Source organism: Sedimentitalea sediminis, assembly GCF_042687825.1.
GTDB lineage: Bacteria > Pseudomonadota > Alphaproteobacteria > Rhodobacterales > Rhodobacteraceae > Sedimentitalea.
The window spans coordinates 66,496-86,074 of sequence record NZ_JBHUQE010000009.1 but is presented as its reverse complement, the minus strand read 5'-3'; the positions used below and the strand labels follow the sequence as shown (position 1 = coordinate 86,074).

The 19,579-nt window shown below is 64.2% G+C and carries 14 protein-coding genes; 3 read left to right on the top strand and 11 right to left on the bottom strand.

Going from position 1 to position 19,579, the window contains the following annotated elements:
- Nucleotides 1-41 precede the first annotated feature (41 nt).
- The 11 genes from tssB (ACFMPD_RS09620) to tssA all read right to left on the bottom strand — a co-directional run bounded on the left by tssB (ACFMPD_RS09620) (nt 42) and on the right by tssA (nt 16,743).
- Nucleotides 42-5,138 (bottom strand): type VI secretion system contractile sheath small subunit, encoded by a 5,097-nt coding sequence (gene tssB, locus ACFMPD_RS09620; RefSeq protein ID WP_476463234.1) that lies wholly within the window; start codon nt 5,136-5,138, stop codon nt 42-44.
- Entirely contained in the window at nt 5,135-5,992 is an 858-nt protein-coding gene (locus tag ACFMPD_RS09610) for an ion transporter (RefSeq protein WP_380993610.1), read from the bottom strand. The genes tssB (ACFMPD_RS09620) and ACFMPD_RS09610 overlap by 4 nt, the downstream gene beginning before the upstream one ends.
- A gap of 37 nt (nt 5,993-6,029) precedes the next feature.
- Nucleotides 6,030-8,735: a type VI secretion system ATPase TssH gene (gene tssH / locus ACFMPD_RS09605; RefSeq protein ID WP_380993608.1), complete on the bottom strand. Its 2,706-nt coding sequence runs from the start codon at nt 8,733-8,735 to the stop codon at nt 6,030-6,032.
- 16 nt (nt 8,736-8,751) lie between these two features.
- Complete coding sequence (gene tssG / locus ACFMPD_RS09600; RefSeq protein WP_380993606.1) at nt 8,752-9,807, bottom strand: type VI secretion system baseplate subunit TssG; 1,056 nt, start codon at nt 9,805-9,807, stop codon at nt 8,752-8,754.
- Nucleotides 9,771-11,648, bottom strand: coding sequence for a type VI secretion system baseplate subunit TssF (gene tssF / locus ACFMPD_RS09595; RefSeq protein WP_380993605.1), 1,878 nt, complete (start codon nt 11,646-11,648; stop codon nt 9,771-9,773). Before tssF ends, tssG begins: the two co-directional genes overlap by 37 nt.
- Before the next feature lie 5 nt (nt 11,649-11,653).
- Nucleotides 11,654-12,151: a type VI secretion system baseplate subunit TssE gene (tssE, locus tag ACFMPD_RS09590; RefSeq protein ID WP_380993604.1), complete on the bottom strand. Its 498-nt coding sequence runs from the start codon at nt 12,149-12,151 to the stop codon at nt 11,654-11,656.
- Nucleotides 12,144-12,965: a type VI secretion system accessory protein TagJ gene (locus tag ACFMPD_RS09585; protein WP_380993602.1), complete on the bottom strand. Its 822-nt coding sequence runs from the start codon at nt 12,963-12,965 to the stop codon at nt 12,144-12,146. The genes tssE and ACFMPD_RS09585 overlap by 8 nt, the downstream gene beginning before the upstream one ends.
- 70 nt (nt 12,966-13,035) lie before the next feature.
- Nucleotides 13,036-13,536, bottom strand: a complete 501-nt coding sequence (locus ACFMPD_RS09580) for an Hcp family type VI secretion system effector (protein WP_380993600.1) — start codon at nt 13,534-13,536, stop codon at nt 13,036-13,038.
- A gap of 69 nt (nt 13,537-13,605) precedes the next feature.
- On the bottom strand, nt 13,606-15,102 hold the full coding sequence (gene tssC / locus ACFMPD_RS09575; RefSeq protein ID WP_380993599.1) for a type VI secretion system contractile sheath large subunit: 1,497 nt from the start codon (nt 15,100-15,102) through the stop codon (nt 13,606-13,608).
- A gap of 9 nt (nt 15,103-15,111) precedes the next feature.
- The gene (tssB, locus tag ACFMPD_RS09570) at nt 15,112-15,624 is read right to left on the bottom strand and encodes a type VI secretion system contractile sheath small subunit (protein ID WP_380993597.1); all 513 of its coding nucleotides are present in this window, start codon (nt 15,622-15,624) and stop codon (nt 15,112-15,114) included.
- Nucleotides 15,625-15,687: 63 nt separating this feature from the next.
- Entirely contained in the window at nt 15,688-16,743 is a 1,056-nt protein-coding gene (gene tssA / locus ACFMPD_RS09565) for a type VI secretion system protein TssA (RefSeq protein ID WP_380993595.1), read from the bottom strand.
- A 172-nt stretch (nt 16,744-16,915) separates the two neighbouring features.
- Between tssA and ACFMPD_RS09560 the strand changes: the two genes are divergently transcribed.
- Genes ACFMPD_RS09560 through ACFMPD_RS09550 form a run of 3 tightly spaced genes read left to right on the top strand, consistent with a single transcriptional unit; the run spans nt 16,916 to nt 19,561 of the window.
- A complete protein-coding gene (locus tag ACFMPD_RS09560; protein WP_380993593.1) occupies nt 16,916-18,487 on the top strand; it encodes a hypothetical protein in 1,572 nt (523 codons plus the stop codon).
- Nucleotides 18,488-18,512: 25 nt separating this feature from the next.
- Nucleotides 18,513-18,935, top strand: coding sequence for a hypothetical protein (locus tag ACFMPD_RS09555; protein WP_380993592.1), 423 nt, complete (start codon nt 18,513-18,515; stop codon nt 18,933-18,935).
- 2 nt (nt 18,936-18,937) lie between these two features.
- A complete protein-coding gene (locus ACFMPD_RS09550; protein ID WP_380993591.1) occupies nt 18,938-19,561 on the top strand; it encodes a MotA/TolQ/ExbB proton channel family protein in 624 nt (207 codons plus the stop codon).
- Nucleotides 19,562-19,579 lie beyond the last annotated feature (18 nt).

Sequence of the window (19,579 nt, the reverse complement as noted above, 5' to 3'; positions counted from 1 at the left end):
ACTGCAGCGGCGGGGCGGTCTCAAATCAACGGTAATCATCACTATAAATCCTCCAACAATGCGGCCAGGTCGGCATCGATATCATCGCTGCCGCCATCGCCATCGGGGGCCGGTGGGCTGTCGCTGAACCCCGCCAGCAGATCGTCCAGCCCCAGATCGTCCTCGGCGCCATCCGTTGGCGACGCCGCTGGTTCCTGGGCCACCACAGGCTCGGGTTTCGGGGGCTCGGGTTTCGGGGGCGAGGGTGGCGGCGGCGGTACATCCGACCAGGGTCCGAGAATGTCGCCCCCGGCCAGCGACTGGAACGAGGCCAGCCGGATCTCGTCGCGCCCCTTGATCGACACCACCGGCATGACGCCGCGCGCCATGACCTTCTCCACCTTGTCCAGCGTCAGGTTGCGTTCGGTGCAGGGCAAGGCCACCTGATCGCCATGCCGGTCGGTGACCACATGATAGGGCATGTCGCCCAGGGACATGATCGAGCCCAAGCCCATGCTGGCACCATTCTCGCGATAGGATTTCGCCAGCAGGATCGCCACCAGCACCACCGGGTTGGCCCACAGCATGCCCCCCAGACCGGCCGACATGGTGAATTCCTCGAAATCGAACGCGTAGATCGGCTCGGATTTCGCGCCATAGGGGCGCCGCAGCAGGAACCGTGGCGACGCCAAGCCCAGATGCCCGGCCTCGGGCATCGCCCGCAGCGTGTCCCAGGCCGTCGCGACCAGCGGGTGCCGGTCCGCTTTGGCGATGTCCATAAAGGCCGGCGACAGGGCCGCCAGAAACGGCGCATCCACATGTGCCGCAACACGGCCGATCCGGCCCAGCAGTTCGGCATGCGGCGGCGTTTCCTCAAAGGTGTATAAGCCGATTAACGCCGAATAGCCGCCGCGACCGGTCTCCTCGTCCAGCGGCGCCTCGGTCAACAGGCGGGCAAAGCCGCTTTGCGCCAGATCCTCGGCGCTGGCCAGGTCCGCGGCGATCTCTTCGGCCGAGATATCATACAGCATCACCTCGAGCGTGTCGTCGGTTTCGATGCTGCGGGCAATCAGGTCGATCGAACGCCATTGCGCCTCGACAGACTGGAATTCCGGGTGATGCAGCACCAGACGCATCGCAGCGGAAAGGGCCTGATCCACCGCCGCCTGCATCGCCAACGCGTCGGCATCCGGCACCGCCCGGATATGCGGCCCGACGATGCGCGCCATCAGATCGTCCAGCGGCGAGGGTTGCGTCAGGCTGGCCCCGGTATCGCCGATCAGCCGCTGAAAATCGCTGAGCCGCCGGTCGGCCGGCACCGCATTGCCCGCGGATTTGCGATGCGTCGGAGTCACCGGCGTGCCATGCGCCTCGCCCCAGGCGCGCAGGCGCTGGGCCGCATTCTCGGCGGTGGCGCCGCTGGCCAGCTGACTGCGCAGCCCCACCAGTTCCGCGAAAAGAGCGACGTTTTCGTACAGCTCGTCCGGGTGCAGGTCGTCCAGTTCGGTCAGCTTGACTTCGACCCCCGCACCATCCCTGCCGATCGGCAGAACCAGGGTTGTGGCAAAGCCCGAAATCACCTCTTCGACCGTATCCGGATCCAGCAGGATCGCCGGACGCGCCGCCAGCGCATCGCCCGTTTCGATCAGCCCGCGCGACGCCCGGCCAGAAAAATCGCCCATCAGCGCCAGGCGGAACCGCTTGCGGTTCAACCGTTGCGCATCCGGCCGATCGGCGGCCATTGTACCAAAGGCGAATTCCGGTTCAGGCGGCCGTTCGGGGGCCGACGCACTGTGCTGACCCGACTCGGCTGAGGCTGCGGAAGCCGAGTCTGCCGCTGCCCCGAGATCGCCTGGCAGATCGTCCGGATCGCCCGCCGGGGCAGCCTCTGGCGCGGCCGGTTCGGGGTCCGGTGCGTCAGCCTCGGCGGCGTCCGCCCCCAGATCGCCCAGCAGGTCGTCCAAGTCACTTGCCGGGGCAGGTTGCAATTCAGATGTCCGGTCCGATGCGTCCGGTTCTGCGGCATCCGTTTCGATATCGCCCAGCAGATCGTCCAGCTCGCCTCCGGGCGCGGGTTGCGGTTCGGGGGCCGGGTCCGAGGCGACCGGTTCAGCGGCATCCGGTTCGATATCGCCCAGCAGGTCGTCCAAGTCACTTGCCGGGGCAGGTTGCAAGGCAGATGTCCGGTCCGATGCGCCCGGTTCCGCGGCATCCGTTTCGATATCGCCCAGAAGGTCGTCCAGGTCACCAACATGCGCGGTTTCGGCAATCGGTTCCGGAATTGGCGGCGTTTCGGGGTCCGCCGGTGCCGAGCCCAAATCGCCCAGCAGATCGTCCAGCTCGCCTCCGGGCGCGGGTTGCGGTTCGGGGGCCGGGTCCGAGGCGACCGGTTCAGCGGCATCCGGTTCGATATCGCCCAGCAGATCGTCAAGATCGCCTTCGGGCGCGGGTTGCGGTTCAGGGGCCGGGTCCGAGGCGACCGGTTCAGCGGCATCCGGTTCGATATCGCCCAGCAGATCGTCAAGATCGCCTTCGGGCGCGGGTTGCGGTTCAGGGGCCGGGTCCGAGGCGACCGGTTCAGCGGCATCCGGTTCGATATCGCCCAGCAGATCGTCAAGATCGCCGCCGGGCGCGGGTTGCGGTTCGGGGGCCGGGTCCGAGGCGACCGGTTCAGCGGCATCCGTTTCAATATCGCCCAGCAGATCGTCAAGCTCGCCGCCGGGCGCGGGTGGCGGTTCGGGGGCCGGGGCCGAGGCGACCGGTTCAGCGGCATTCGTTTCAATATCGCTCAGCAGATCGTCAAGCTCGCCGCCGGGCGCGGGTGGCGGTTCGGGGGCCGGGGCCGAGGCGACCGGTTCAGCGGCATTCGTTTCAATATCGCTCAGCAGATCGTCAAGCTCGCCGCCGGGCGCGGGTGGCGGTTCGGGGGCCGGGGCCGAGGCGACCGGTTCAGCGGCATTCGTTTCAATATCGCTCAGCAGATCGTCAAGCTCGCCGCCGGGCGCGGGTTGCGGTTCGGGGGTCGGGTCCGGCACGATGACGTCTGCACCGGTATCGCCCAACAGGTCTTCAAGACCGCTGGCCGGTGTGGATCCCGGTTCTGGAACGGCTTCGGATGCCTGCGGCGCTGCGGCTGCCGACCCCAGGTCGCTCAGGAGGTCGTCCAGATCGCTCGCCGGGGCGGATTCCGGTTCGGGTTCAAGTGCGTCCAGCTCAACGGGTGTCGGCGGCTTGTCCATGATCGGAGGCTGGGTCGGGTCGGGCGGCGCGGTGATATTGCTCGCCGGCTCCTCCAGATCGTCCGGAAACGCTGCGTCTTCGGCGGGTGCGTCGGGCGACGCATCCGAGGGGTTGTGTGTTGCCGGGGTATCGACCCCAACAGGTTCGTCATCCGGCCTCTTCCCGGCATTGGCCGGTTCCGGCGCTGCATTGCGCAAAGTATCCAGCGCCGCGCCGCTGTCATCGGCCTCGGGTTCCGCAACCTCGATGTCGCGCAAGGTATCCAGCGCCGCGCCACTGTCATCGGCCTCGGGTTCCGCAACCTCGATGTCGCGCAGGGCGTCCAGCGCCGCGCCACTGTCATCGGCCTCGGGTTCCGCAACCTCGGTGTCGCGCAGGGCGTCCAGCGCTATGTCGGCGCCATCGTCGGTGTCGGTTTCCACCACCGGTGCTGCTCTCAGCGTCTCAAGTGCCGTGTCGGCCGCGCCCGTTTCTTCGGGTTCAGAGGCATCCGCCTGGCGCAGGCTGTCCAGCGCCGCGGCGCCATCGGCCCGGGGATCTGCAGGCTCGACCTCAGCCCCCCGCAATGCATCCAACGCCGCATCGGCGCCATCGTCGGGGTCGGGGTCCGCAATTTCGGTCCTGCGCAACGCCTCCAGCGCCGCATCCGCAGTATCAACGGGCTCGGGCACGGCCGTGTCCTGCCCACGCAACGCTTCCAGAGCCGCACTGGCAGTATCGTCTGCTTCGGGCGCGTCTGAATGACGGGCGCGCAAAGCGTCCAGCGCGGCGGCGCTGTCATCCAGCGTTTCCGTATCCGTCACGCCCAGGGCCCGCAACGCATCCAGAGCATTGTCGCTATCGTCTTCTGTCGGCGTTTCATGCTGGATCGGCGCGCTTTTCAAGGCCTCCAGAGCGGCCCCGGTCGTGTCTTCGACTTGGGGTTCGGTCACCTCTTTGGATCGCAGGGCGTCCAACGCGGCGGCGGTGGTGTCCTCGGTCGTGGGTTCGGCCATCTCTGCGGCCCGCAGGGCATTCAGAGCGGCGGCGGTGGCGTCTTTGGCCTTGGGCGCCTCGATCCCCTCTTTGGATCGCAGGGCGTCCAGCGCGGCGGCGGTGGTGTCCTCGGTCGTGGGTTCGGCAATCTCTGCGGCCCGCAGGGCATTCAGGGCGGCGGCGGTGGCGTCTTTGGCCTTGGGCGCCTCGATCACCTCTTTGGATCGCAGGGCGTCCAACGCGGCGGCGGTGGTGTCCTCGGTCGTGGGTTCGGCCATCTCTGCGGCCCGCAGGGCATTCAGAGCGGCGGCGGTGGCGTCTTTGGCCTTGGGCGCCTCGATCCCCTCTTTGGATCGCAGGGCGTCCAGAGTGGCGTCGGTGCTGTCGGCAGGCTCGGGCACGTCGGTCGCCGCGGTACGCAGCGAGTTCAGGGCGGCATTCGTGGCATCGGCGTCGGCACTGGTCGGATCGGACAGTGCTTCCAGCAAGGTCGGGTCGGCAAGGATGCGCTCTATCAGCGCCTCGGCGCCGGCCTTGCCGTCCATATAGGTCGCCAGGTTGGACAACTGGGTGCGCGCCGTCAGCAGGGCGCGCAGGGGTTCGATCTTGGCGGCAATCGCCTGCGGCGAAAAATCGTCCATCTTTTCAAAAGTCAGATCGACCTGCAAATTGCCCTCGCCGGTCAGAGTGTTGGGCACGCTGAACGCGGCGCGGGGCTGCATCGCCCGCATACGTTCATCGAAATTGTCCACGTCGATCTCCAGAAACTTGCGGTTCTCGATCGTCGGCTGCGGCACTGTGGATTTGCCCGCGAGATCGGACATGACCCCCATGACAAAGGGCAGCTGGACCTTTTTCTGCGATCCGTACAGCTCGACATCATACTCGATCTGCACCCGCGGAGCGCGGTTTCGAGCGATGAATTTCTGCGAGCTGTTCGTCATTTTTCACCCCGCTTTAATTCCGCGATCTCGGCCCGCAGGGCGCGGATCTCGGCCAGCATCTCGGTGACATGAGCATCGACGATGTCGGTCTCGCTTTTGACCAGTTCGCGCAGGTTTTCGAACTCGGCCTCGTTCTCCTCTTCCACGGCAGCCTGCATGGTGTTCACCAGCAGACCGATGAACAGGTTCAGCACCGAAAAGGCGGTGATGATGATAAAGGGCACAAAGAACGCCCAGGCATAGGGATGCACCTCCATTACCGGGCGCACGATGCCCATGGACCAGCTTTCCAGCGTCATGATCTGGAACAGCGAATAGAGACTGCGGCCCAGGGTGCCGAACCATTCGTTGAAATCCGGCCCGTACATCAGCGTCGCCATCACCCCGAAGACATAGAACACGATCGAGATCATGATGATCACCGCGCCCATGCCCGGCAGCGCATCCAGTAGGGCCTGCACCACCGCGCGCATCTGCGGGATCACCGACAGCAGGCGCATCGCCCGGATGACGCGCAAGCCGCGCAGCGCTGACAGGCCGCCCTTGTCCGGCAACAGACCCAACCCGACGACGATGAAATCGAAGATGTTCCAAGGGTTGGCGAAAAAGCCCCGCACGCCATAGGCAAAGAACTTGATCGCCAGTTCGGCCACGAAAATCATCAACACGACCTGATCGATGATCTTGAGGCCCGGACCGATGACATCGTTGATGTTTCCAGATGTAGACATGCCCAAGGTGATGGCGTTGAAGATGATCACACCCAAGATCGCGTTCTTGACACTGTCACGTTCAACAAACTCCAGCGCCTTTTCCCGCAGGGTCGGTTGTTGTATTTCCGGGGTCGTCTGCACGTCCGTTTCTCCTTGGTTGTCCGTGTCCCGTCCGAGTTCAGTCAAAGGCGTAGCTAAAGGTCTTGCCGTCGGAATCGATGGCAACCTTGCTAACGTCTTCGCCCTGCATCATCCGGCGCAGGAATTCAGCCGAGATCTCGGGTAGCATCGTGTTGGTCACGATAGCGTCGATCATCCGGCCGCCGCTTTCCAGTTCCTGACAGCGCTCGACGATCGTGTCGACCACCGCGTCGGTAAATTCGAACGGCACCCCGTGCGACGTTTCCACCCGTTTCTGGATCCGGCCCAGTTGCAGCTTGGTGATCTCGGCGATCATGTGCGGGCTGAGCGGATAATAGGGGATCGTCACCAGACGCCCCAACAACGCAGCGGGAAAGATCTTCAGCAAGGGATCGCGCAGCGCCTTGGCGATGCCCTCGGGTTCGGGCAGCAGTTCGGGGTCGCTGCACATGTCCATGATCAGGTCGCTCCCGGCATTGGAGGTCAGCAGGATCAGGGTGTTCTTGAAATCGATCACCCGGCCTTCGCCATCCTCCATCACGCCCTTGTCAAAAACCTGAAAAAAGATCTCGTGCACGTCCGGATGCGCCTTTTCGACCTCGTCCAGCAGCACCACCGAATAGGGCTTGCGCCGCACCGCCTCGGTCAGCACGCCGCCTTCGCCATATCCGACATAGCCCGGCGGTGCACCTTTCAGACTGCTGACGGTATGGGCCTCCTGGTATTCGCTCATGTTGATGGTGATGACATTCTGTTCGCCGCCATACAGCACCTCGGCCAGGGCCAGCGCGGTTTCGGTCTTGCCGACGCCGCTGGTGCCGGCCAGCAGAAAGACACCGATGGGTTTGGACGGGTTGTCCAGACCGGCCCGGCTGGTCTGGATACGCTTGGCGATCATCTTCATCGCGTGGTCCTGACCGATCACGCGCTTGGCCAGATGGTCCTCGAGATGCAGGATCGTGTCGATCTCGTCCTTGACCATGCGGCCCACCGGAATGCCGGTCCAGTCGCCGACGACCGAGGCCACCGCCTGATGATCAACGATCGGCAAAATCAGCGGGCTTTCGCCCTGCACTTCGATCAATTCCGCATTCTTTGCTTTCAGTTCCGCCATCAGATCGGCCCGATCCGCTTCGCTCAGAGGGCTGGCTTCGGCCTCGCCCTCTGCCGGGGGTTGATCTACCGGGGCGCCACCTTCACGCAGCTTTGCACGCAATTCCAGAATGGCTTCGACCACCGCTTTTTCGGCATCCCAACGCGCGGTCAGCCCCTCCAGGCGTTGCTCTTCGGTATCTTTCGCGGCCGAAACCGCTTCGCGCCGGTCACCCACATCATAGCCTGCCGTTTCATCCCGCCCGATGATTTCGAGTTCCGTCTTCAGCGCCTCGATCCTGCGGCGGCTGTCATCGACCTCGGCCGGCACCGCGTGCTGGCTGACGGCGACCCGGGCGCAGGCGGTGTCCAGCAGGCTGACCGACTTGTCGGGCAACTGACGCGCCGGGATGTAACGCGCCGACAGGGACACGGCGGCCTCGATCCCCTCGTCCAGCACCTGAACCCTGTGGTGTTTCTCAAGCATCGAGGCGATGCCACGCATCATCAGGATCGCCTTGGGCACATCCGGCTCGTCCACCTGCACCACCTGGAAACGCCGCGTCAGGGCCGGATCCTTTTCGATGTATTTCTTGTATTCCGCCCAGGTGGTGGCGCCGATAGTGCGCAGGGTGCCGCGCGCCAGCGCCGGTTTCAGCAGGTTGGCCGCATCACCGGTTCCGGCAGCGCCGCCGGCGCCGACCAGCGTATGGGTTTCATCGACGAACATCACGATCGGGGTGGCGCTGGCCTGCACCTCCTCGATCACCTGCTTCAGCCGGTTCTCGAATTCGCCTTTCATGCTGGCCCCGGCCTGCAACAATCCGACGTCCAGGATCAGCAGCCGCACGTTCTGCAACGCCGGCGGCACGTCGCCGCGGGCGATGCGCAGGGCGAATCCCTCGACCACCGCCGTCTTGCCGACGCCGGCCTCGCCGGTCAGGATCGGGTTGTTCTGGCGCCGCCGCATCAGCACATCGACGATCTGCCGGATTTCCTCGTCGCGGCCGACGATCGGGTCAATCTCGCCCTTGCGCGCCTGCTCGGTCAGGTCGGTGCAGAACTGTTCCAGCGCCTCGCCCTGCCCCATCGCGCCGGGTGCCATCGCGTCAGAGGCTTCGCCCGGGCTGGCGCCGCCGCCGGTCTGGCTGCCGTCCTGGGGCCGCAGCGTCTCTTCGGGCGACCCGTCCGTGGCGACCGCGAAATTGTCCGCCAGATCATCGGCGCCGATGCGCGCCAGCTCGGGCGACATGGATGACAGGATGTTGCGCAGGGCCGGGGTTTTCAGCATGCCCAGCAGCAGATGACCGGTGCGCACCTGGTTGGAACTGAACAGCAACGAGCCCCAGACCCAGCCGCGCTCCATCGCATCCATCAGGTGATCGGAGAGGTCGCTGATCGTGCTGGCCCCACGCGGCAGCGCATCCAGCGCGCGGGTCATCTCGGCGGCGATCTTGCCGGGATCAAGATCATAGTGATCGACGATGCGGTGCAGATCGCTGTCCTGCCCCTGCAGGATCTGATGCATCCAGTGCACCACCTCGACATAGGGGTTTCCCCGCATCTTGCAGAACACCGTGGCGCTTTCCACCGCCTGATATCCAAGCTTGTTCAGCTTTCCGAATAGCGCTACGCGGCTGATCTCGCTCATGTAATGTCCTTCCTTGTCATTTTTGCCATCCCGGGCCGTCCTGTGCCGGCCACGCGTCGGGATAGAGATAAAGATCACCGGCATCGGCGATGTCGCCCCGCGGACCGGTGCGCGCCCGGATCCAGCTGGTATGCCCCAGCCGGGTCGTCCCCCCCAGGGTGGCGCTGGGAACCTCGTCCCCGGCCAGAACCAGATTGACGTCCCAGTCCAGACTGTCGCCGGCGTAGTTGCGCACGATGGATTGCAGCCGCGCCAGCGACTCGCCGCCGGGCAGCAGGCGTTCGTAGTCGGCCAGCGTCAGGGGGCCGATGCGCAGGCGGAACTTGGCGCCGCGGGTCCAGACCCGCTGGCCGATGCTGGTGCTGTGCCCCAGCGCGGCGCGGCTGCCCAGTTGCCATTGATCGTCCGGCTCGAGATCGAGCCAGCTGCCGACGAATTGCTGCAGGCGCACCGGCACGCTGAAAAACGCCGACAGGATCGATACCAGCCCCTCGGGGTTTCGGGCAGATTGCGCCAGATGCCCGGCGAAATGCAGCTTGGCCAGATCCGGCATCGCGTCGCGGTCGCGCAGCTTGTCGCCGTGATAGCCCGCCAGCGCCGCCACCTTGCGCGCCATCGGATCGTCGCTGCGGTCGAAACTGGGCGCCGGCTGGCCGGTGCTCCAGGCGCGGTAAAGCAGGCTCATCATCCGGTGCGTGAGCATGTCGGCAAAGGCGACGATGGTGGTGTCGCGATGATTGCGCGCCCGGTCCCGGACATATTCGGTCATGTGCAGCGGCAAGGGTCCGTTGGGGCCGAACAAACCGAAGAACCGGTTGATCAGCCGCGCCGGACGCCCGCCGATGCCCAGTTTGAACTGCGCGATGGTCGAGGTCGGAAAAGCCAGTTCCGCCTCTTGCCCCAAACGCACCTTGTCCTCGCGCGGTCGGCGGCTTTCGCCCAGGCGCGGGGCCTCGGCATAGGCCGCTTCGATGACGCGAAGCGCCTGAAAAACATGATGTTTTTCAGGACTCTCTGTCAGCCTTTCGAAATGGCTCAAATCATCCGGCCCAGACCGGCCTCGGGTCGCCATCTGGCAATTTCTCCGCGTTTCTGTGTTTTCAGAACGGTTTCCGTAAAGCTGTTGATCGTCGCGTACCGACGGAAAAAGCGTTCGAACACGGCGCCCAGAACATAGACGCTGGTGCCCTCGAAAAAGCTTTCGTCAAAGCCCACCGTGATCTCGACGCCGCGCACGGCGGTGGACAGCACTTCGTCGCTCATCCGGCGCACGATGGGGCGGGTTGCGACCGACACGATCCCTTCGAGCTGCTTTTCCGTGACCCGGTCGCCCAGCGGGGCATAGAGCCCCACCAGTTCGCGCAGCGCCTCGGCGGAGTCGCCCCGCCCGGACCCGGCGATCGACAGATAGTTCAGGCTGAGATGACTGATCAGCCGCCAGGCGGTGTCGCCCTGGGCCAGCGTCGGATGCGGCCGCGTCGGGGATACCGGCAGCCGGATCGACTTGACCGGCCCGCCCTCGGGCATGCGAAACACATCGGCATCGCCGGTGGCCAGCAGCATCGGCAAATCCCGGTTGGAACACAGCGCCTGCACCGCCAGTTGATCCAGCCCCGCCGCATAGGGTGTCTGGGCCCGATCCACCAGCGTGACATAGACCTCGGACCCCAGATAGGAGGTGCGCACGCCGCGCAGCCGTTCCTTTTCCGAACGTTGCCGCATGCGGCGGTTAACTGTGTAATAGGCCGGGTGGGTTTCCCCGGCGGCGGTAAAATCGGTGGTCGAATAGAATGGACGGAACACCACGTCGTCAGCCCCGGCGCCGCTGATCCCCACGACGTTCTGCAGTTCGTAGATCTCGAAATCCATTCCGGCGGTACGGCTGGGCACGATATGCTGTTCCGTATCGCGGGCGGTCACATGCACCCGGTCGCAGCGTTTGGGAAACAGGTTGATTGCCGGCACCGCGTTCAGCGTAAAGGCTTCGGGCACCACCATCGGTGCCACCTCACTGCGGTTTTCCTTGAGTAGGATATAGATATCCACATCCGGGCCCTTTGCCCGCGCCAGCGCCGGTCGCAGACCCTGCAACTCGACGAACAGGAACCGTTCCGGCATGGCGAAATATTCCTGCAACAGCCGATATCCGTCAAAGGCGCGGCGCTGCGGCGGCAGCAGGGCTTCGTCCTGTTCAAAACCCCGATGCAGCACGGCACCGTCCGCCAGGGGCTGCGCCCAGTCGGCCCGCCGGTCCGTCGAACGTCCGCACAAGCCGCTGACCTGGGTGCACAGCAGTTCCAGCAACGCCCAACTGTTGCCGCCGCGACTGTCCAGATACACAGACAGCTTGTCCAGCGACAGATCGGCCATGGGTTCGTCATCCGAGCGCCGCAGGCGCAGACGGATGCCGGCGCGGGCCTCGTGCTGGCCGGCCACGCCCGCCGCCACCAGTTCGCCGCGCCCGTCGATATATTCGGCCTCGACGACCTCGACCGGCCACAGCGTCAGGTCCGCCGAGGTGCGGAATTCGCAAGGCGTCTGCTCGCCCTCCATCCGCCGGCTGCGCAGCGAGGTATGGCGGGGCAGCACATAGCCGCTCTTGACGCCCGAATTGGTGATATCCGGTTCAAAGGACGCAATCATCATCGACGGGGTCGGCGCCAGATAATGCGGATAGATGATTTCCAGCAGGTTGCTGGTGAAGTTCGGATATTGCAGTTCCAGTTCCAGCTGCACCCGGGCGGACAGAAAGGCAACGCCTTCGAGCAGTCGCTCGACATAGGGGTCCAGTACCTCGACCCCCTCCATGCCCAGCCGCGCGGCAATCTTGGGATAGGCCTGCGCGAACTCGGCGCCCATGTCGCGCAGATAGATCAGCTCGCTTTCATAATGTTTCATCAGCCGCGTATCCATGACGTTCAGCGGCTCCTTTCCACCGAGACTTCGCCGGTCGTCACGTCGACCTGACTGCGCAGGTACAGTTCCAACGGCAGCGGTTGTGCCCACATGTCGGCGCGGATGATCAGCGCCACGGTCATCTCGCCGCCCTCTTCGTCGGGGCTGAGGGTCACGTCCACCGTGCCCTTGATGATGCGCGGCTCGTGGATCGCGATAGCCTTTTCGATCGACCGGCGGATCTGTTCGGCACGGGCCTGGGTCGAGAATTCGCCGGACACCTCGCGCAGACCATAGTTCAGCACCGAACGCGCCACGTTGGGCATCGCCTTGGCATCGATGCTGTTCTCGATGTTCTGGGTATTCAGCAGCCAGGACAGGTCGCGCTGGATGATGTCGCGCAGGCGCGAAATGTCGATCACACGGGCGTCGCGCGTTTCCTTGAGATTGCCGGGCTCTTCGTCGGTCAGCCGGTCCAGCAGCGACGGTTGCAGGCGCTCGGCTAGTGTCTTGTCAGCCATCGCCGGCCACGCCCTCCGCTGCGGCAGCGCCCTCCATGGTCAGGCTGCGCACATCCATCAGCGCGATATCGGTCTGGTCGGTGGTCAGCAGCCGCTGACCGCAGCCGACAAAGGTTTCGTCGCCGGCATCGGACCAGGTGGTGGCACGGGCCAGCTTGGCCGCCGGATCGTCACCTGCCGTGGTGCCCGCATAGCGGGTCGGGATCAGGGCCGCGACCGAGCCGCCATTCTTCAGGCCCAGCGTCGCCGCGGTCCAGACCGCGTCGCGCAGATCGGTCGGATCCTCCATCGTCAGCGTGCCGATCGAACTGAAAGGCAGCCAGAAATACCGCCCGTTGACGATGATTTCCAGCACCGGCCCCAGACGCATATCCGCATCCGCGACCCAGGCGAATGGCTGGCCGTTGATTTCACCGGCACAGGCGGGGGCCGCGTCAAAGGCGCGGGCGCGCAGCTCTGCCGCCTTGGCCGCGTTGCCACCGGCCAGAACCTTTTGCGCCTCGATCAGCAGCGCCAGCCATTCCTCGGGCTCGCCAAAGATCAGAGGTTCCTTTTCGCCGGCAAACACCTTTTCGCGGAACACCTCGCAGATGATCGCCTCGCGATAGGTCTTGGCCATCATCGTCGCGGCCTCGTCCATCTCGGCGCTCAGCTTGAGCTGGGTGATAGCGCGTTTCCAGTCCCCCAGGACGCACAATAGCTGAAACAGGAAAATCCGCAGTTTTGGATTGGCCGGATCGGCGCGCACCTTGTCCTGCAGGGCCGCCAGCGCGGCATCCGGATCGCCTGATTTCAGAAGTTCTTCGGGGGTCATATTGTCAATTCCAGGTCATTGAAAATGCCCATGCCCGGACCGAAAGGCCCGGGCATGGACGGGGAACGGGTCAGGTGCCCATTTCATTCTTCATGATGTTCCAGCTGAAGTCGGACGTCTTGTCGCCCAGCGCGCCGGTCTCGGGGTCAGCGGCCAGATATTCGACCTCGATCGAACGATAGGCCAGTTCCCAGTTCTCTTCCGGGATCTGCTCTTCGCCGCCGGACACTTCGTATTTGTCGATCACCGAATGGTGCAGCGTGAACTTGAGATACGGCTCCATGCCGGTATCCCCGGCGCCGGACCGGCACAGGTGAATCTCGGTCTTGGTGCGCACGGTGCCGTTGGCCACCGACAGCATCAGCTTGGGCGAGGCCAGGCTGAGTTCGCTGGTCACCGCGATCTTGCCGAAGTTGGCATTGGCATAGCCACGCTGGGTGGTGCCCAGGTCGGCCATGTCCAGCGTCCGCTCGACATTGAACGAGACCGACTTGAGCGGAATCCATTCCGGGTGAGCGCTGTCCAGACTTTCGCCCGGTGCATCGGTGATCTGAATAAATGCGTTTTCCATTGGTTATCCTTTCACAGTGTGGCGCAACGCGCCTTTTCTTGGGGGAGGAGTGCCTTCTGAGAGCCTGAATTACGCTCCTTTTTCCGAAGGCAATTTGGATACCAGACGCAGGGACACGGTCAGTCCCTCCAACTGGTAGTGAGGGCGCAGGAAGAATTTCGACGAATAATAGCCGGGGTTGCCCTCTACTTCTTCGACAACGACCTCTGCGGCGGCGAGTGGTTTGCGCGCCTTGACCGATTCCGAAGAAACATCTGCGTTTTGATCGACATAGTTGTTGATCCAGCCCTGCAGCCAGGTCTCCATGGCCTGCCGGCTCTTGAACGAGCCGATCTTGTCGCGGACCATGCATTTCATGTAATGCGCGAACCGGCAGGTGGCGAACAGATACGGCAGCCTTGCCGCCAGATTGGCGTTGGCGGTGGCGTCCGGATCGTCATATTCGGCCGGCTTGTGCAGCGACTGTGCGCCAATGAACGCCGCCAGATCCGAGTTCTTGCGATGGATCAGGGGCATCATGCCGTTCTTGGCCAGTTCCGCCTCGCGCCGGTCGCTGATCGCGATCTCGGTCGGGCATTTCTGGTCGACACCGCCATCGTCGGTCGGAAAGGTATGACTGGGCAGGTTTTCCAGCGCACCGCCGCTTTCGACACCGCGGATGCGCGAGCACCAGCCATACATCTTGAACGACCGGTTGATGTTGACGGCCATGCCATAGGCGGCGTTGACCCAGCCGTATTTGCTGCTGTCGGCACCTTCGGTGTCCTCTTCGAACGCAAAGGCCTCGACCGGATCGGTTTTCGACCCATAGGGCAGACGGCCCAGGAACCGCGGCATCGCCAGACCGACATACTTGCTGTCTTCGCTTTCGCGCAGGGACCGCCACGAGGCGTATTCCGGGGTCTGGAAGATCTTGGTCAGATCGCGCGGATTGGCCAATTCGCTCCAGCTGTCCATCTGGAACAGCGTTGGCTGCGCACCGGTGATCAGCGGCGCATGTGCGGCGGCGGCGATCTTGGACATCTCGCCCAGCAGTTCCACGTCCGGCGGGCTGTGGTCGAAATGGTAATCCGCGACTAGCGTGCCATAGGGTTCGCCGCCAAACTGGCCGAATTCCTCTTCGTAGATCTTCTTGAAGATCGGCGACTGGTCCCAGGCGGTGCCCTTGAACTTGCGCAGGGTCTTGTGCATGTCCTTCTTGCTGATGTTCATCACCCGGATTTTCAGCATCTCATCCGTTTCGGTGTTGTTCACCAGGTAATGCAGACCGCGCCAGGCGCTTTCCATCTGCTGGAACTCTTCGTGGTGCAGGACCAGGTTGACCTGCTCGGTCAGCTTTTTGTCCAGCTCGGCCACGATGCTTTCGATCGAGCGCAGCGCGTCGTCCGAGATCAGCGCGGTATTGGCCAACGCCTGTTCCGCCAGGGTCTTGACCGCGCTTTCGACGGCGGTCTTGGCCTGGTCGGATTTGGGGCGGAATTCCTTTTGCAGCAGGTCGGCGAATTCCGACGATCCAAACGCCGTGGCTTCGCCGCCGGCTTCTGCCTGGGCTTGTTCTTCAGCCATGTGTCTCTCCTATTCTTCGTCGCTGTCGGCTTTGGGCGCCGGCTGCGCCGCCAGCGTTTTCAGCAGGGTCGGGTCGGTGATGATCTTGCTGATCAGATCCTCGGCGCCGGTCTTGCCGTCCATGTAGGTCATCAGGTTCGACAACTGGGTGCGCGCCTCGAGCAGCTCGCGCAGCGGTTCCACCTTGGCGGCGATCGCAGCCGGGCTGAAATCGTCCATGCTTTCAAAGGTGATATCCACCGCCAGATTGCCTTCGCCGGTCAGGGTGTTGGGCACGGTAAAGGCGGCACGGGGCTGCATCGACTTCATCCGGTCATCGAAATTGTCCACGTCGATTTCCAGAAACTTGCGGTCCGCCACCGCCGGCTGCGGCACCTCGGACTTACCGGCCAGGTCGCTCATCACGCCCATCACAAAGGGCAGCTGAACCTTTTTCTCGGCGCCATAGAGTTCCACGTCATATTCGATCTGAACCCTTGGGGCGCGGTTCCGCGCAATGAATTTCTGTGAACTATCCGCCATTGAGTGCTCCTTGGTATCCCTGTTTCACCGTTCCAGTACCGGCGCCCGACGGGCGCGCCCTGGTCATTCCTTGTCGACGCCGCCCAGCATCCTGACATTCTCGACCTCGCCAGGGGCGATGTCCTGCATGATGGTCAGGAAATCGGCATTGACCAGCCGCTTTGCCCGTTCCAGCAGGATCGGGATCGGGCTGGACGGTTCGTGTTGCCGGTAATACCCGACGATCCGATCCAACGCGTTGGACACATCCGTGCGCGAGGTGATCTCGCCGCGCGCCGCGGCCGGCGCCGCACCGCCAACCGGTGCCGCAGCCCCAGGCGCGTCCGCATCGGCCGCCGCGGCATCCTCGGCGGCATCGTCCCCGGCCGGGGCCCCGGCATAGTCAGCCAGCCGCTGCGCGATCCGGTCCAGCAGCTTGATCAGCGCCTCCAGTTCGGGGCCCTGCCCCGGTGTCTTTTCATCGAACACGGCGGCGATGGCGCGCACGTTTTCGGTCGCCGCACGCACGGCTGTCAGCGTGGCGCTCAGCGTCTCGGGGTCGGTGTCCTGAAAGGCCGCGGAAATCGTCGCGGTATCCGGGCCGGTCTCGCCCTCGGGCAGGGTCACCTGCCCCTCGGACACGTCGATGTCGCGCATCGAGAACCGGCCAAACCCGCGACTGTCGGTCAGCGCCGCGCGATAGACCGAACGATAGACCGGCGCCGCCCCCGCCAGACCGCCGGGCTGGCCGCACAGGCCCTGGATCGCGTTGACCCGCATGGTGGGGTCATTGTCGTCATCTTCGTCCAGTTCGGGGTGGCATGTGTCCCAGAATTGTTCCACATGGCCGCGCAGAACCGCGGTGGCATCGGCAAATCCGGTCAGTCCCTCGGTGTGCAGGATCGCATCGGCCAGAAACACGCCGGCGCGCACATCATGGCTCTGCTCGAGCACTGCCAGTGCCTTTTCCACGACTTCGCTGTAATCGGGATCCTGCCCCTGGGTTGTCGAGTCCCCGACCTGCTGCTCCTCGACGGGCTGGGCGGCCAGTTCCATCTCGGTAAAGGTCGGCTCGTACTCCAGGTTCTCACCACTTGGAGCATCGTCACCCTTGGGTTTCAGTAGTACTTCCGGATCCATCGTGTCTCCCTTCGAAACGGCCCGCTAACAGCCGCACACACACTTGAACCCGTTCTTTGCAGGCCGCGCTGTAATGCAGTTCACACAGCGCAAACAATTTCTTGACCCCAAGTCAGCCTTATCGTCTTCTCAAAGTCAATTGAATTTCCACAGAAACGGAGACTTCGAACCGATGGCAGATTTGAAAGTCGAAGGCGCCGAACTGAAGAAGCTGGTAAAGCTGGGAAAGAAGCGGGCCCTTTCCTTTGGTTTCTGCCCTGGCGCCAAGAACGAACACACCCTGCTGATCGACCGGCGAAAGAGCCCGGAAATGCTGGGCAAACTGGCCCGGCAGGAGGGCAGCAGCCCCAAGGTGGCCTTTGGCACGTTCGAGGTTAAGGGCCGCACCATGGAGATGACCTGCGGACGCACCGTTCCGCAGATGGCCAAGGTGCTGAAGAAATACCTCAAATCCCAGAAAACCCTGGTCAATGTCGTGATCCTGGATGCCGACGGCAACACCCTGGACAGCGATGTCGAGGATCTGCCGCCCGATCCCACGATGGAGGATGCCGAGGCGCCGGCTGCTGCCGGCGCGGAACCGGCGGCGGAACCGGCCGCTGCCGCCCCCGAAGCCGATGGTGAAGCAGAGGCGCCCGCCCCCGCCGATACCGAAACCGGTGGCGACGGGGCCGGAGATGCCGCCGCGCTGGCGGCCCGGCTCAAGGCGCTGCAACCGGCCATTCTTGCCGCCGAGGGAGCCGCCGCCGACAAGCTGAAACAGGTGATGGCGGCAGCGATCGGACAGGTCAAATCCGCTGCCCTGGAACAGGCAGACCAGACCATCACGGCACTGGAAAACGCGGTGGCGAAACTGAGTGCTGCCGCCAGCGCCGCCCCGGCGGAAACCGCTGCCGACGCGCCCGACCTGCGCGCCCTGGCGGCGCGCGCGGCCTCGCTGAAAGAAGCAATTGCCGAACTGGCCGCCCCGGCGCGCGACAAGCTGATGACCGCGCTGGCCTCGGCCGCCCAGCAAATCAAGGACCGCAACCACGAGGCGGCGGAAACCATGCTGGGCAAGATCGAAGCGGCGGTGAACAAGGTGATGGCGACCACGGAAGCGGCGCCCGCGACCGACCCGGACGCCGCAAAATGGCAGGCCGCGCAGGCCCGGCTGCAACCCGCCGTGGACAAGGCGATGCAGGACAAGCGCGGCGACCTGGCGGCGATCAACATGAACTTTGACGCCGCCAAGGACTATGCCAAGGCCGGCAATTTCGCCGGAGCGCTGCATGCCGCGGGCAAAACGGCCCAGCTGTTGAAACAGGCATCCGAGGCCGAGACCACCGCCGCCGCCCAAGAGGCCGCGGACTCCGTGCAGGAGGGGCTGGTGGCGCTGCGCGTCGCCTGGATCGAAACCCGGATGGGTATGCGCAAGGATATCGAGCGGCTGAAAGCCGAGATCGACAAGGTCACCGCCAATGTCGAAGGGCTGGAAGACGTGCCGTCGAAATCCGGCGTGCTGTTCGAATATATAGAAGAGATCGACAAGGATCTGGAAAACACCCTGCAAAAGATGAACGAAGCCCCGGATGCCGACAGCCGCAACAAGCTGAAATCCGATGCGCAGCGGATCATCGACACCTACAAGGGGGTTCTGGACACCGAGTTCTTCAAGGCGGTGGATGACAACGGGTTTATCAAGACCAATATTCGCGGATCGGCGCTGGATTCGCTGAACAAGGTCAGCTCGGCGCTGGCCTGACCCCACCCCGCATCCGGAGAACGCCATGTCAGCTTCAAAGACCCTGATCACCGCCGCCGCATTGGCGCTGAGCTGCGCGCCGGTGCGGGCCGAACCGGGACGTCTGACCGTCGAGTTGAACAAGTTCGAAGAGATCGAGACCGGCGGTTGCCGCGCCTTCTTTCTGTTCCGCAACCAGACCGACACCACGTTCCAGGGGTTCGAGATGTCCCTGGCGATCCTGGACGACAACGGGGTGATCGACCGGTTGCTGTCGATTGACGCGGCACCGCTGCCCGTGGCCCGGACGACGCTGAAACTGTTCGAGATACCCGACACGACCTGCGCGGCCATTTCCGAAATCCTGTTGCACGAACTGACCTCGTGCCGGCCGCAGAACGCCGAGGAAGCCGACTGTTTCCCCATCCTCGACCTGAACAGCCGGACCAACGCGGCACTGGTCAAATAGGGATGCCCACCACGTTCGCGGCATTGGGAGCAGGCGGACCGATCATCGCGGTGCTGGCGGTGCTGTCGCTGATGTCCTGGGTTCTGATCCTGATGAAGGTTCTGCAATTGTGGCATTGCCGATCAGGTGCCGCGGCGCGCGGCACGGCGTTCCGGCTATGGGCCGAGGGCGACAAGCACGCCGCCAAGGACACCGTCGCGCGGGGCAGATCGCCGGCCGATCGGGTCACCGCCTATGCCATGCAGGCGCTGGCGCGCGGCATGAAGGGACCGGCGCTTGAGGCGGAACTGACCCGGCGGGGCAACGAGGAAGCGGCGCGGATGCACGGCGCGATCCGGCTGTTGGAACTGATCGCCATGATCTCGCCGTTGCTGGGCCTGCTGGGCACGGTTCTGGGCATGATCCTGTCGTTTCAGGAATTGGAAATGGCGGCCGGCGCCGCCAATGCCTCGGTTCTGGCCGGCGGCATCTGGCAGGCGCTTCTGACCACGGCCGCGGGACTGCTGGTGGCAATTCCGGCGGCGGTGGGCGCGGGTCTGTTGTCGGCGCGCGTCGAAAGCGCGACCCAGATGATCGAAAGCGCAATCGGCCAGCTGATGCTGGCCGAGGCCTATCCAGAGGTCTGACAGACGGGAGGACCGGCC